This is a genomic window from Bradyrhizobium sp. USDA 3397 (assembly GCF_054060965.1).
In genome coordinates this window covers 2802000-2814976 of the sequence record NZ_JBSSDS010000001.1, presented here as the reverse complement: position 1 = coordinate 2814976, position 12977 = coordinate 2802000, and the positions used below count along the sequence as shown (strand labels likewise).

Sequence of the window (12977 nt, the reverse complement as noted above, 5' to 3'; positions counted from 1 at the left end):
TGATGATGACCTACTCGCTGCTCTACGCCTTCCTCGTCTTCATGGTCGTGATGTATTTCACGCCCGGGCCGAACAACATCATGCTGCTGTCCTCCGGCCTGACCTACGGCTTCCGGCGCACCATCCCGCACATCGTCGGCATCGTGCTCGGTTTCGCCTTCATGGTCGCCGCGGTCGGCCTCGGGCTCGGCTCCGTGTTCCTGGCCTATCCGATCCTCCAGACCATCCTGAAATATGCCGGTGCTGCCTATCTGATTTACCTCGCCGCTGTGATCGCCATGGCCGGTCCGGCCAAGCCGGGCGAGGAGAATGGCCGCGGCCCCATGACCTTCTGGGGCGCGGCCATGTTCCAATGGATCAATGCCAAGGGTTGGGTGATCGTGATCGGCACCATCACTGCCTATGCGGCGATCGCCCAATTCCCGCTCAACATCGCCATTCAGACCGTGATCAGCCTCGTCGTCGGCACGGTCTCGACCGTGGTCTGGGCGCTGTTCGGCACCGCATTGCGGCCGGTTCTGACTTCCGAGCGGCTGGTCCGCGCCTTCAACATCCTGATGGCGATCCTGCTGCTGGCCTCCCTCTACCCCGTTTTCATGGATGCATGATGTCGCGGATTTCCATGCAGAAACGGGTTTCCCTCAGGGCTGAAAATGCTCTAGACAGCCCCCGAAATCCGCAAATTTCACCCTTCGGACACTGACCATTGGCCGATTTCGGCCCTGAACGAGGAAACGACCTATGCGTGTTTATTACGATCGCGACGCCGACCTGAACCTGATCAAGGGCAAGAAGGTCGCCATCGTCGGCTACGGCAGCCAGGGTCACGCCCATGCGCTCAACCTGAAGGATTCCGGCGTCAAGGAAGTCGCCATTGCGCTGCGCAAGGGTTCGGCTTCGGCGAAGAAGGCGGAAGCCGCCGGCTTCAAGGTGCTGGAAGTTGCGGAAGCTGCCAAATGGGCCGACCTCGTCATGATGCTGACCCCGGACGAGCTCCAGGGCGACATCTACCGCGAGCACCTGCACGACAACATGAAGAAGGGCGCTGCCCTGGTGTTCGCGCACGGCCTCAACGTTCACTTCAACCTGCTCGATCCGCGTGCCGACCTCGATGTGCTGATGATCGCGCCGAAGGGCCCCGGCCACACCGTGCGCTCGGAATATCAGCGCGGCGGCGGCGTGCCCTGCCTGATCGCAATTGCGAAGGACGTCTCGGGCAATGCCCATGACCTCGGCCTGTCCTACGCCTCCGCCATCGGCGGCGGCCGCGCCGGCATCATCGAGACCACGTTCAAGGAAGAGTGCGAGACCGACCTGTTCGGCGAGCAGGTGGTGCTGTGCGGCGGCCTGGTCGAGCTGATCAAGGGCGGCTACGAGACCCTGGTCGAAGCCGGCTACGCGCCGGAGATGGCCTATTTCGAGTGCCTGCACGAAGTGAAGCTGATCGTCGACCTGATCTATGAAGGCGGCATCGCCAACATGAACTACTCGATCTCCAACACCGCCGAGTACGGCGAGTACGTCACCGGCCCGCGCATCATCACCGACGAAACCAAGAAGGAGATGCGCAAGGTTCTGGCCGACATCCAGGGCGGCAAGTTCGCCCGCGACTGGATGCTCGAGAACAAGGTCAACCAGACCTCGTTCAAGGCGACCCGCGCCAAGCTCGCCGCACACCCGATCGAGGAAGTCGGCGCCAAGCTGCGCGACATGATGCCTTGGATCAAGAAGGGCGCGCTGGTCGACAAGAGCAAGAACTGACGTCTGCGCCGTCATTCCGGGCTCGCGCTCAGCGCGCGCCGCGGAATGACGAGCGAAATTCAAGCTTCGCTCGCCAAGCCAAATCTTGGACCTTGGCGGCTATGGTAGAGCGAGATCGCAAACAGCGGTCTCGCTCTTTCGTCTCGGCGAGACATTGCTCTCTCATTCTTTCCGCGGCCTGAAGCGGCTCGGCTCCTGCCAAGCACGCCGTCGCATCAGCCGGCCGGGACGGTCTGCCCACGCGGATGGTGGGCCATCGCAATCATGCGCAGCGCCAGCACGATGAGCAGCGGAAGTAGGAAGGCGGCATAGAGCGGCATCGTCGGCACGCGCTTGCCGAACGAGACCATGAACTGGAGCCAGAGGTAATAGCCGCCCACAAGGTGCAGGGCCCGCCAGGCGCGCGGGCCGATCAGTGCAGCGGTGCGGTCGAACGACGTCGCGCTCATGGCGATGATGAAGCCGTAGCCGATGCCGCCGAAGATGTAGGAGGCCGCCGAGGTGGCCTCGGCAAATCCGGCCGGATCCATCCCGGCAAACGTCATGATCGCCGCCGCGTGGATGGCGTGGGAGGCCGCGAAGCTGAGGCCCAGATAGCGGCGGTTGCGCTTCTGCCAGCGCGTCCAGGCATTAGGCCACAGCCGCGCCAGCGCCGCGGCGCTGAAGGCGAGGCAGAACAACAGGAGCGAGCTTCGCGCCGTGAAGCGGATCACCATGCGAACGCCCTCGACCTCGAACTGCCGCATCGAGGCGATCCATAGGCTGAGGGTGACGAGGCTCCAGCAAAGGACGGCCAGCAGGCGCCACCCTTCGAGCCAGCTTCGACGTTCGGACATGGCGATCTCCCTCTCTATGTAATCACTGATTACATTTGGACGTTGCGGGACCGTCAATGGTGTAATCATCGCTTACATTCACGTTCGGGTGAGGCTAGAAGGATCCATGCCTGTCCGTCAGCCGTCCAAGCCGCGCGCGCGCCGCCCTGCCACCGAAGCCCGGCCGTACCATCACGGCGACCTCCGCCGCGTGTTGATCGATGCTGCACTGCAACTCGCAGCGGAAGGCGCCGAAGTCTCGGTGCGGGAGGCTGCGCGCCGGGCCGCGGTGTCGCCGGGGGCGCCGTTCCGACACTTTCCCAACCGCGATGCGCTCATGGCAGCCGCGGCCGAGGAGGCGCAGCGGCGCTTTCGCGCCGAGATCGATGCGGCGCTGCGCGAGGCTCCGGCCGCCGACCCGCTCGCCCGCTTCCGCGCCTTCGGTCTCGCCTATTTGCGTTGGGCCATGCGCAATCCCGCGCATTTCGAGATCATCTCGACCGGGCGCTACTTTGCCCATGGCAGCTCGCCGGACCTGACACGAGACAACGCCGAGCTGATCGCGCTAACGGAGCAGATGCTGGTCGACGCGGCAGAGCAAGGCCTGCTGCGGTCGGCCGACCTCAAGCGTATCCAGATCGCCGGGCGCGCCCTCGTCTACGGTTTCGCCCGGATGAATCTCGACGGCCATTTCCCGCGCTGGGGCGTCGGGGAGGGCGAGATCGAGCGGATGGCGGAGGGGGTGATCGACCTGTTCATCGCAGGTATCGCAAAGCCCTAGCGGGCCAACGGCTCTGGTCGATGCCGTACGGCGCAGCCCGCTAACATTAAGCGAAGGTCGGACCGCGCCGCGCGTTGCCTCTCCTTGACCATTCCGTTACAGTTTTATGACACGGTGCAGGCTTCCGGCTGCTCCGGACGCCCTGGCTGTTTTTAAGTCGGCCAGCCAGGCTTGGCATCACCGCGCCGGACCAGAAGTTGCGTGTCGTCGATGGCGTCCGCGCCCAATCCAGGTCCTTCTGCCACGACGGCCGTGCTGGCGAGCGTCGCCGCGCTCGGCATCTGGCGGCTGCTCGCGGTTGCAGCGCCGCATCTGGCGGCTCTCGCGCTGATGTACGAGACCGAGACCGATTTCGGCTCGCGTCTGACCTTCGCACTGGCCTGGGGAATCCTTAATTTCTTCTGGATCACGCTGCTGCGTCGCCCCGCGCTGTCGGGCGCGCTGTCGCTGACGATGGTCGTCGTGCTGGTGCTGCTGTCGCGGCTCAAGCACGACGTCGTGCAGATGACGGTCAATTTCATCGACCTGATGATGATCGACCGCGACACCGTCGCGTTCCTTTTCACGATCTTCCCGAATTTGCGCTGGTCGGTGATCCTGGCCGGTCTCGTCACGCTGCCGCTGATGTATGCGCTGTGGTGGCTCGATCCGTTCCGCATCCGCCGCCTGCCGGCGCTCGCCTGCAAGCTCGCCTGCCTTGCCGCCCTGGTCAGCTATTCGCTCTATCACCCGGACGAGGCCTGGCGCGGCTATTACGACGACGGCTATCTCTCGAAATTCTTCCGCTCGGGCGTCACGGCCGTCTCCGACTTTGCGCAATACGGCTTCATGGAGGCGTCTGCTTCGACCGGCGAGCGGCTCAACATGCCGCTGGTCGATGCCTGCCATCCGGCGGGCCGCCGCCCCAACATTATCATGATCCATGATGAATCGAGCTTCGACATCCGCGCCGCCCAGGGCATCAAGGTGCCGCCGCGCTATGGCGACTATTTCAAATCGTGGGACGGCAAGCAGCGCACGTTCCTCGCCGAGAGCAATGGCGGGCCGAGCTGGTTCACCGAGTATAACGTGCTCGCAGGGCTTTCCTCGCGTTCATTCGGCCGCTTCGCCTATTTCGTCACGCGCATCGCCTCGAACCGGGTCGAGCGCGGCCTGCCGCTGGCGCTGCGCCGCTGCGGCTATGACACGCTGTCACTTTATCCCGCCCATGGCGGCTTCATGGGCGCGCGCAGCTTCCAGATGACGACGGGAATCGAGCGCTTCCTCGATTCCAAGGATCTCGGCGCCAAGGATGTCGAGCCCGACAGCTTCTTCTACGACAAGGCGCTTCAGCTGATCGGCCAGCAGCCGCCGAACAAGCCGCTGTTCGCCTTCATCTATCTCGGTGCCAACCACTTCCCCTGGGAGACCCGCTTCCGTCCCGATCTGCTGCCGAATTGGCGCGCGCCGGGCAATATGCCGTCCATCGATGAATATCTGCGCCGCCAGACCATGAGCGCAGAGCAGTACAAGGCGTTCGTTGCCGGTTTGAAGAAGACCTTTCCCGGCGAGCCATTCCTGATCGTTCGCTACGGCGATCATCAGCCGGAGTTTGCGGCTGCTATCCTCGAGCCCGGGCTCGACGAGGGCGCCATCGGCAAGAAGCTCGACGCCTACGATCCGCGCCTCTACGCGACCTATTACGCCATCGACGCCATCAATTTCGAACCGGTCGGAAGCCAGGCCGTGATGGACACGATTGACGGTCCCTATCTGCCGCTGGTGGTTCAGGAAGCCGCCGGCATCCCGCTCGATCCGTCCTTTGCCGAGCAGAAGGAGATCATGCTCCGCTGCAAAGGCATCTTCTACGGGTGCAAGGATGGCGCCGAGGCGCGGCGGCTGAATCGGCTGCTGATCGACGCGGGGATGATCCGGGGGCTGTAGCCCTTACCGTCAACCTGAGAACCCGTAGGGTGGGCAAAGCGACTTGTCCGCCGTAGCTCGGAGAGCGAAGGCTGAAGCGTGCCCACCACCTCTCACACGCAAAGACCGTCGGCACGGCGCTTACGCGCCTTTGCCCACCCTACGAAATCTCACCTTATCGCCCGCCCACCTTCTCCCACAGCCACTTCGCCACCGCATCCGGTGATGAATTCGCATCATTGCCGCTGGCGCGCAGGTTCGCCTCGCGCATGGTGGCGATGTCGATCTTGCCGAGCAATGGCTTGAGCGCCGCCTGCAGTCGCGCGTCACCGGCGCGCTTGGGCGCAAGCAGCAGGATGGCGTCGTAGGGCGGGATCGCGCGTTTGGGATCGTCGAGCGCCGTGAGCTCGTATTTGGCGATCAAGCCGTCGCTGGTGTAGCCAGCGATGACGTCGACCTCGCCGCTGGCCACGGCCGCATACATGAAGTCCGGCTGCATCTGGCGCTGGGCGCGGAACTGTAGCCCATAGGCCTTTTGCAGCGCAGCCCATTCGGGGCGCGAGAAGAACTCGTAGTCGCCGGCAATCGACAGCGTAGCCGCATGTGCGGCGAGATCGGCGACGGTTCGGATGCCGAGCGCATCGGCGCGTCGTCTTGGCATCACCAGCGCATAGGCGTTCTCGAAGCCGAGCTCGCCGAGCAGGGTGATGTTGTCCTTGGCGAGCGCCGTCTTCAATTCCGCGACCAGTTCTGCGCGGGGCTTGATGTCGGTGCGATGCAGCTGGTTGGCCCAGAGCGTACCGGAATAATCGACATAGAGATCGATGTCGCCGGCCTTCAGCGCCCCGAAGATCACGCTGGAGCCGAGGCCGGAGCGCGCCGTCGCGGACAGACCGGCGGCCTGGAGGCGATCCCTCATCAACGCCGACAGCACATATTGCTCCGCGAAGGTTTTGGCGCCGACCACGTAGCCTGACGACGAGCGCCCCATGGTCGGCACTAGCGTTGCTGCAACCAGCGCCGCGATTCCGAGCGCCCCGAGGCCGCTGCGTGCGCGGCTGCGGCGGCGCAGGCCGCTCTCGATCAGGCCGAGCAACTGGTCGACTGCGAGCGCGAGCAGGGCGGAAGCCACGCAGCCGAACAGCACGAATACCCAGTTCTGGGTCTGGAGGCCGGCGAAGATGTAATTGCCGAGACTGGTCTGCCCGATCGGCGTCGACAGCGTCGCGGTGCCGATCACCCACACCGCCGCGGTGCGGATGCCGGCCATCATCACCGGCAGCGCGAGCGGCAGCTCGACGATCAGCAGCGATTGCCGCGCGGTCATGCCGACGCCCTCGGCAGCCTCGATCAGCGCGGGATCGATGCCGTTGAGGCCGGTGATGCCGTTGCGCAGCACCGGCAGCATCGAATAGAGCGCCAGTGCCAGCATCGCCGGCAGGAAGCCGAACGCCGAAAAGGATATTCCGAACCAGGCCAGCGTGACGGAAGCAGCCAGCAGCAGCAGCGGATAGAACAGCGCGAGCAGCGCCAGCCCGGGTACAGTCTGCACGATGCTGGCCAACGCGAGCAGGATGCCGCGTGGCGCCGGACGATTGCGCGTCAGGATCGCCAGCGGCAAGCTCACGGCGAGGCCAAGCGCGAGGGCGGCGAGGCTCACCCGCACATGGTTGCCGAGGTAATCAGGCAGATGCGACAGCGCCTCGCCCCAGCGCGGATCGGTGAAGAGGCTCATGCCGCACCGCCCATCGGCAGTAACGCGTTCAGCCGCTCGACCTGGCGGCGCGGGGTACGCAACAGCTCGAGCACGTAATCGTCGCTGCTGCTCGAGAGCTCCGCAGCCGTACCCTGTGCGAGCAATCGTCCCCCGCGCATCACTGCGATGCGATCGGCGAGCAGGATCGCCTCGGTCATGTCATGGGTGATCATCACGGTGGTCAGGCCGAGCTTGCGGTGCAGCGCGCGATAATCGTCACCGAGCGCATCGCGGGTGAGGGGATCGAGCGCGCCGAACGGTTCGTCCATCAGCACGATGCGGGGCCTTGCCGCGAGCGCCCGCGCCACACCGACGCGCTGACGCTCGCCGCCGGAGAGCGCCTCGGGCAGCCGGTCGCGATGCGATGCGCGGTCGAGCTGCACCAGCTCCAGCAGCTCGTCGACGCGGCCTGCAACGGCCGCTTCCGGCTCGCCGAGCAGCTTCGGCGTGATGCCGATATTGTCGGCGACGCTCAGATGCGGAAACAGCCCGCCGCTCTGGAAGACGTAGCCGACCCGGCGCCGAAGCGCGACCGGATCGACATTCCGCACGTCCTCGCCTTCAACGGTGATGGTGCCGCTATCGGCCTCGATCAGTCGGTTGGCGAGCCGCAGCAGCGTGGTCTTGCCCGAGCCCGAGCCGCCGACGACGGCCACAAACTCACCCGCGGCGATGTCGAACGACACGTTATCGACGGCTGCAAGGGAGCCGAAGCGCTTGGTGACGTGCTGGTAGCTGATCGCCAGCTTGGAAGACATCGCAGGTGAGCTCTCTCTTCTCTTACCCTCCCCTGGAGGGGGAGGGTCGATCGCGCGCAGCGCGAGCGGGGTGGGGTGCTCTGTCCACGCGGGCACTGCCTCCGTGGAGAGACTGTCACCCCACCCCGTCTCACATTTCGCTGCGCTCATGTGAGCCGACCCTCCCCCTCCAGGGGAGGGTAAGAGCGCGGCAGCACGCCATGCGTAGCACGCCGGGCGCCTCGATTGAACTTGGCCGCACAAGCGGCTAAGGCATCGGCCTGAGTTCGGAGGAAGCACATGACGACGCCCACGGCAGTGGCGCTGGAAGATACCAGGGTGGCATTCCGGCTGGGGGACGGCCGGGTCTATACGGCGGTGGAGAACGCGCATCTTGCGGTCGCGCAGGGCGAGTTCGTGGCCATCGTCGGCCCGACCGGCTGCGGGAAATCGACGCTGCTCAACGTCGCGGCGGGCCTGCTCAAGCCCGCCGCGGGCAGCGTCAGGATTTTCGACCAGCCATTGGCGGGGCTGAATCGGGATGCCGGCTATTTGTTCCAGGCCGACGCGTTGTTCCCCTGGAAGACCGCGCTCGACAATGTCGCGATCGGACTCGAGGTCAAGGGCACGCCGCGCGCGGAGGCCTTGTCGCAGGCGCAGAAATGGCTGACCGCCGTCGGCCTCGGCGCCTTCGCGAACCGCTATCCGCACATGCTTTCCGGCGGCCAGCGCAAGCGCGTGGCGCTGGCGCAGGTGCTGATCCGCGATCCGAAGATCCTGTTGATGGACGAGCCGTTCGGGCCGCTCGATGCGCAGACGCGCCAGGTCATGGGCAATCTGCTGCTCGACTTGTGGAGTGCCGACCGCAAGGCCGTGCTGTTCGTCACCCACGATCTCGAAGAGGCCATCGCGCTCGCCGACCGCGTCGTGATCATGTCGGCGGGACCGTCCTCGCGCATCATCGGTGACTGGCGCGTCGGCCTGGCCCGCCCGCGCGACATCTTCGAGGTGCGCCTCGACAAGGAATTCCATGCGCTCCATCGCGAGATCTGGAGCGTGCTCAAGGACGAGGTGATGAAGGGGTACGCACAGTCCACCCAGGCGGCGGAGGTGGTCTGATGTCGCGCACGACGCTGTTTGCGCTGCAGGTCCTGGTCGCTGTCGTCGGCCTGGTGCTGTGGCAGGTGCTGTCGACCATTCCCGTGTTCGGCAAGATCCTGCTGCCGCCGTTCTTCTTTTCCAACCCGCTCGACGTGTTCAGCCAGATCGTGAAATGGTTCGCCTCCGGCGTGATCTGGAAGCACCTCGGCATCACGCTCGCGGAATCGATCCTCGCCTTCGTGATCGGATCGCTCGGCGGCGTCCTGGTCGGCTTCTGGTTCGCGCGCCAGCCGCTGGTCGCCGCGGTGTTCGACCCCTATGTGAAGATGGTCAACGCCCTGCCGCGTGTCGTGCTGGCGCCGATCTTCGCGCTGTGGCTCGGGCTCGGCATCTGGTCCAAGGTCGCGCTCGGCGTCACCCTGGTGTTCTTCATCGTCTTCTTCAACGTCTATCAGGGCGTCAAGGAGGTCAGCCGGACCGTGCTCGACAACGGCCGCATGCTCGGCATGAGCGAGCGGCAGCTGATGCAGCATGTCTATTGGCCGTCGGCGCTGTCGTGGATGTTCTCGTCGCTTCATACCTCCGTCGGCTTTGCCGTGGTCGGCGCGGTGGTCGGCGAATATCTGGGATCGGCGGCCGGGCTCGGCTATCTGATCCAGCAGGCCGAGGGCATCTTCGATGTCGCCGGCGTGTTCGCCGGCATGTTCGTGCTGTCGGCCTTCGTCATCCTGATCGATTTCGGCGTCACCTTGGTGGAGCGGCGCCTCCTGGTGTGGCGGCCGGCCGCGTCGGACGGGCGGGGATAGGAAGCAGGTCCATTTGATCGCGTGGATGCGATCCGGTCGTGTGTTGGGTGTACTAGCTGCGCCGAAGGGCCGATCAGGCAGTGCTTCTCAAGCCAGTCCCGCTGCTCTATGGTGCCGCCGGCCGAACGGAGGAAACCAATGAAGAAAACGATTGCCAGGCTCGCCGGCGCGCTGCTCGCGCTGACGCTCACCACCTCGCTTGCCGCGGCGCAAAGCAAGGTCACCATCGCGGTCGGCGGCGGCTCCTGCCTGTGCTATCTGCCGACCGTACTGGCCAAGCAGCTCGGCGAATACGAGAAGGCCGGCGTCAGTGTCGAGCTCGTCGACCTCAAGGGCGGCTCGGATGCGCTCAAAGCCGTGCTCGGCGGCAGCGCCGACGTGGTCTCCGGCTATTTCGACCATTGCGTCAATCTCGCCGCCAAGAAGCAGGAGCTGCAATCCTTCGTGGTCTATGACCGCTATCCCGGCCTCGTCCTGGTGGTCGCGCCATCGCGGACCAACGACATCAAGTCGGTCAAGGATCTCGCCGGCAAGAAGGTCGGCGTCAGTGCGCCCGGCTCCTCCACCGACTTCTTCCTGAAATACATGCTCAAGAAGAACGGGCTCGATCCCACCAGCGTCGCCGTGATCGGGGTGGGCCTCGGCGCCACTGCGGTGGCCGCAATGGAGCAGGGCCAGATCGACGCTGCGGTGATGCTCGATCCGTCCGTGACCGTGCTGCAGGGCAGCCACAAGGATCTGCGTATCCTCTCGGACACCCGTACCCAGAAGGATACGCTGGAGACGTTCGGCGGCGAATATCCGGGCGGCGCGCTGTATTCGACCGTGGCCTGGATCAACGGCCATGAGAAGGAGGCGCAGGCGCTCACCAATGCGATCCTCGCCACGCTCGCCTGGATCCATTCGCACAGCCCTGAGGAGATCATGGCGAAGATGCCCGAGCAGACCGTCGGCAAGAACAAGGAACTCTATCTCGCCGCGCTGAGGAATACGATCCCGATGTATTCCGAGACCGGCAAGATGGACCCGAAGGGCGCCGACGCCGTGCTTGCAGTGTTCAGCGTCGGCTCGCCCGAGGTGGCGAACGCCAAGATCGACGTCAGCAAGACCTTCACCAACAAATTCGTCGAGCAGGCCAAGAAGACAACGGGGAGCGCCAAATAGCCGACGCCATGGCGTGGTATCAGGCGTCATGACGTCACCGGTCATACATCGCGTCGCGACGCTCGATCTTGCGGTGCGGCCGATCGTGTGGCCGTTCGCCGAGGAACGGCGCGCCGAGATCGCGGCGCATTTCGCCGAGAAGCAGCGCGAGCGGCCGAAAATCTGGAACGGCCGCGTCCTGCTCGGGCGTGACGCCGTGTTCAACGACGGTCACCTGACGGCGACCTATTTCGAGACGGATTTCGCAAGCTTCCTCGCCTGGCGCGACTGGGGCTTTCCCGACAAGGCCGTGTTCAACGGCTTCGGCATGGGCGCGCTGCGCGCCTCCGACGGCGCCTTCATCATGGGCGAGATGGCGCCCCACACCGCCAATGCCGGCCGCATTTATTTCCCCTCGGGAACGCCTGATCTCCACGATGTCAGCGACGGCGCGCTCGATATTCCCGGCAGTGTCGTCCGCGAGCTCGGCGAGGAGACCGGCCTGACCGCGGCCGACTATCGGATCGAGCCGGGCTGGCATTGCGTGGTCACGGGCCCCACGATCGCGATGTTGCAGGTCATCAACCTGGGCATGCCGGGCGATGTGGCTCGCGCCCGGATCGAAGCCAACCTTGCGCGCGAGACCGAGCCGGAGCTGTCCGCCATTCACCTCGTGCGCGGGACCAGCGATCTCAGGCCGTCCATGCCGCGATTTGTCACGGCCTTCGTCGAGCAGCAGTTCGCAGCGCGCTGATGCGCGAGGCTTGACATCGCCGCGCGCAGCCCATGTGATGGGCCGAAGAATTGCACCAAGAATGCAATGCACAAATCGTCCAGGGAGGTTTTGATGCGCCTGCGCATGGCTGCCCGCTTGGTACGTGGGTTGTTGGTCGCGATATCAGCGACGGGCTTGGCGGTGTCTGCCGCGGCCCAAGACAAGGCTCAAGAGAAAAAGCTCAAGATCGGCGTCATCTACGATCTCACCGGCCCGCTCGCCGGCGGCGGTTCGGAGCTGCAGTACACCGGCGCGAGGATCATGCTGGATCAGTACAGCACGAAAGACGTCGAAGGCTACAAGATCGAGGCGATCTATGCCGATGCTCAGAGCAAGCCGGATATCGCCATCAATGAAGCGATCCGTTTGATCGAGCAGGAAAAGGTCGACATGCTGCTCGGCTTCTTCTCCTCGGCGCAATGCGTGCCGGTGGCAGCGCGGGTCGAGCAGCTGAAGAAGTTCATGTGGATCACGACCTGCATTTCGTCGGCGGTGCTGGAGAACAAGAACTACAAATACGTGTTTCGCCCGCAGGCCTCCGGCGACCAGTTCGGCATGATGACGATGGACTTCATCGCGCAGAACACCAAGGAAAAGCTGGGCAAGGACCCGAAGGACCTGCGGGTCGCCATCATCCACGAGGACGGCGCCTACGGCGTCGACGTTGCCAAAGGCAACGAGGCCGGTGCCAAGAAGGCCGGTTTCAACATCGTGCTCAGAGAGGGCTATTCGGCGACGGCCCCGGATCTGTCTGCGCTGGTCACCAAGCTGAAGCGGGCCAAGCCGGATGTGGTGTTCCATACCGGCTATAATCCCGACATCACCCTGTTGCTTCGGCAAGCCCGCGAACAGGGGCTGAAGTTCGGCGCGCTGGTAGGACATGGCGCCGGCTACGGGGTCTATGAGAAGCTGAAGGAAGGCCTGGGCGCCGACGTAAACTATGTCTTCAACACCGATCCGATCTCGATCTGGCTCGCCAACCAGAAGAGCATGGATCCGAAGCTGCCGCCGATCATCAAGGCGGTCGGCGAGGAGTTCGACAAGCGCAAGCCGGGTGTCGCCATCCGTTCGGCCCATGTCGGCATGGCTGCGTCCAACACCTATTTGTTCCTGAACGACGTGCTGCCGCGAGCGATCAAGAAATATGGCGGTGTAGATCCCGATTCCCTGCGCAAGGCAGCACTGGACACCGACATACCCGAAGGCGGCACCATGCTCGGCTTCGGCGTCAAATTCCACGGCGAGGGCTCGCCAATGGCCGGCCAGAACGAGCGCTCGTTCCCGGTCGTGATCCAATACGTCGACGACAAGTCCTATGTGGTGTGGCCCAAGAGCCAGGCGCAGCGCGAGGCCGTGCTGCCGCTGCCCAAGGGCACCACCTACAGCAACCAATAGCGGGG

Annotated in this window: 12 protein-coding genes; 9 read left to right on the top strand and 3 right to left on the bottom strand. The window is 64.6% G+C overall.

Going from position 1 to position 12977, the window contains the following annotated elements; all coding sequences use genetic code 11:
- The first annotated feature begins 5 nt into the window (after positions 1-5).
- Together ACVWYQ_RS13350 and ilvC are read left to right on the top strand one after the other, a co-directional pair.
- On the top strand, positions 6-608 hold the full coding sequence (locus ACVWYQ_RS13350; protein ID WP_036006650.1) for a LysE family translocator: 603 nt from the start codon (positions 6-8) through the stop codon (positions 606-608).
- A 133-nt stretch (positions 609-741) separates the two neighbouring features.
- Complete coding sequence (gene ilvC / locus ACVWYQ_RS13345) at positions 742-1761, top strand: ketol-acid reductoisomerase (RefSeq protein ID WP_027577255.1); 1020 nt, start codon at positions 742-744, stop codon at positions 1759-1761.
- Between the two features lie 215 nt (positions 1762-1976).
- Here ilvC and ACVWYQ_RS13340 read toward each other — a convergent pair whose 3' ends face one another.
- Positions 1977-2597, bottom strand: a complete 621-nt coding sequence (locus ACVWYQ_RS13340; RefSeq protein WP_456725697.1) for a hypothetical protein — start codon at positions 2595-2597, stop codon at positions 1977-1979.
- Positions 2598-2703: 106 nt separating this feature from the next.
- On the opposite strand from ACVWYQ_RS13340, the gene ACVWYQ_RS13335 reads away from it, so the two are divergent.
- Both ACVWYQ_RS13335 and ACVWYQ_RS13330 read left to right on the top strand, forming a co-directional pair.
- On the top strand, positions 2704-3357 hold the full coding sequence (locus tag ACVWYQ_RS13335; protein ID WP_271540697.1) for a TetR/AcrR family transcriptional regulator: 654 nt from the start codon (positions 2704-2706) through the stop codon (positions 3355-3357).
- Between the two features lie 210 nt (positions 3358-3567).
- On the top strand, positions 3568-5280 hold the full coding sequence (locus ACVWYQ_RS13330) for a sulfatase-like hydrolase/transferase (RefSeq protein ID WP_157284708.1): 1713 nt from the start codon (positions 3568-3570) through the stop codon (positions 5278-5280).
- Between the two features lie 154 nt (positions 5281-5434).
- Here the strand turns inward: ACVWYQ_RS13330 and ACVWYQ_RS13325 are convergent, their stop codons facing one another.
- Together ACVWYQ_RS13325 and ACVWYQ_RS13320 are read right to left on the bottom strand one after the other, a co-directional pair.
- Positions 5435-6994: an ABC transporter permease/substrate-binding protein gene (locus ACVWYQ_RS13325; RefSeq protein ID WP_271540696.1), complete on the bottom strand. Its 1560-nt coding sequence runs from the start codon at positions 6992-6994 to the stop codon at positions 5435-5437.
- The gene (locus ACVWYQ_RS13320) at positions 6991-7773 is read right to left on the bottom strand and encodes an ATP-binding cassette domain-containing protein (protein ID WP_271540695.1); all 783 of its coding nucleotides are present in this window, start codon (positions 7771-7773) and stop codon (positions 6991-6993) included. Before ACVWYQ_RS13320 ends, ACVWYQ_RS13325 begins: the two co-directional genes overlap by 4 nt.
- A gap of 279 nt (positions 7774-8052) precedes the next feature.
- Here ACVWYQ_RS13320 and ACVWYQ_RS13315 point away from each other — a divergent pair, with 279 nt between their 5' ends.
- From ACVWYQ_RS13315 to ACVWYQ_RS13295, 5 genes are all read left to right on the top strand, one after another.
- Positions 8053-8871, top strand: a complete 819-nt coding sequence (locus tag ACVWYQ_RS13315; protein ID WP_157284705.1) for an ABC transporter ATP-binding protein — start codon at positions 8053-8055, stop codon at positions 8869-8871.
- The gene (locus tag ACVWYQ_RS13310; protein WP_157284704.1) at positions 8871-9659 is read left to right on the top strand and encodes an ABC transporter permease; all 789 of its coding nucleotides are present in this window, start codon (positions 8871-8873) and stop codon (positions 9657-9659) included. Before ACVWYQ_RS13315 ends, ACVWYQ_RS13310 begins: the two co-directional genes overlap by 1 nt.
- Positions 9660-9797: 138 nt before the next feature.
- Positions 9798-10823 carry an ABC transporter substrate-binding protein gene (locus tag ACVWYQ_RS13305; RefSeq protein WP_271543704.1) on the top strand — a complete coding sequence of 342 codons (1026 nt, stop codon included), beginning with the start codon at positions 9798-9800 and terminating at the stop codon, positions 10821-10823.
- Positions 10824-10851: 28 nt separating this feature from the next.
- Positions 10852-11556 (top strand): NUDIX hydrolase, encoded by a 705-nt coding sequence (locus ACVWYQ_RS13300; protein WP_271543706.1) that lies wholly within the window; start codon positions 10852-10854, stop codon positions 11554-11556.
- A 93-nt stretch (positions 11557-11649) separates the two neighbouring features.
- Positions 11650-12972 carry an ABC transporter substrate-binding protein gene (locus ACVWYQ_RS13295; protein ID WP_157284701.1) on the top strand — a complete coding sequence of 441 codons (1323 nt, stop codon included), beginning with the start codon at positions 11650-11652 and terminating at the stop codon, positions 12970-12972.
- The last annotated feature ends 5 nt before the right edge of the window (positions 12973-12977 follow it).

Bases quoted from the DNA above. Each gene is read 5' to 3' on its own strand.
- ACVWYQ_RS13350 (WP_036006650.1), top strand. From the start codon at position 6: ATGACCTACTCGCTGCTCTACGCCTTCCTCGTCTTCATGGTCGTGATG.
- ilvC (WP_027577255.1), top strand. From the start codon at position 742: ATGCGTGTTTATTACGATCGCGACGCCGACCTGAACCTGATCAAGGGC.
- ACVWYQ_RS13340 (WP_456725697.1), bottom strand. From the start codon at position 2,597: ATGTCCGAACGTCGAAGCTGGCTCGAAGGGTGGCGCCTGCTGGCCGTC.
- ACVWYQ_RS13335 (WP_271540697.1), top strand. From the start codon at position 2,704: ATGCCTGTCCGTCAGCCGTCCAAGCCGCGCGCGCGCCGCCCTGCCACC.
- ACVWYQ_RS13330 (WP_157284708.1), top strand. From the start codon at position 3,568: ATGGCGTCCGCGCCCAATCCAGGTCCTTCTGCCACGACGGCCGTGCTG.
- ACVWYQ_RS13325 (WP_271540696.1), bottom strand. From the start codon at position 6,994: ATGAGCCTCTTCACCGATCCGCGCTGGGGCGAGGCGCTGTCGCATCTG.
- ACVWYQ_RS13320 (WP_271540695.1), bottom strand. From the start codon at position 7,773: ATGTCTTCCAAGCTGGCGATCAGCTACCAGCACGTCACCAAGCGCTTC.
- ACVWYQ_RS13315 (WP_157284705.1), top strand. From the start codon at position 8,053: ATGACGACGCCCACGGCAGTGGCGCTGGAAGATACCAGGGTGGCATTC.
- ACVWYQ_RS13310 (WP_157284704.1), top strand. From the start codon at position 8,871: ATGTCGCGCACGACGCTGTTTGCGCTGCAGGTCCTGGTCGCTGTCGTC.
- ACVWYQ_RS13305 (WP_271543704.1), top strand. From the start codon at position 9,798: ATGAAGAAAACGATTGCCAGGCTCGCCGGCGCGCTGCTCGCGCTGACG.
- ACVWYQ_RS13300 (WP_271543706.1), top strand. From the start codon at position 10,852: ATGACGTCACCGGTCATACATCGCGTCGCGACGCTCGATCTTGCGGTG.
- ACVWYQ_RS13295 (WP_157284701.1), top strand. From the start codon at position 11,650: ATGCGCCTGCGCATGGCTGCCCGCTTGGTACGTGGGTTGTTGGTCGCG.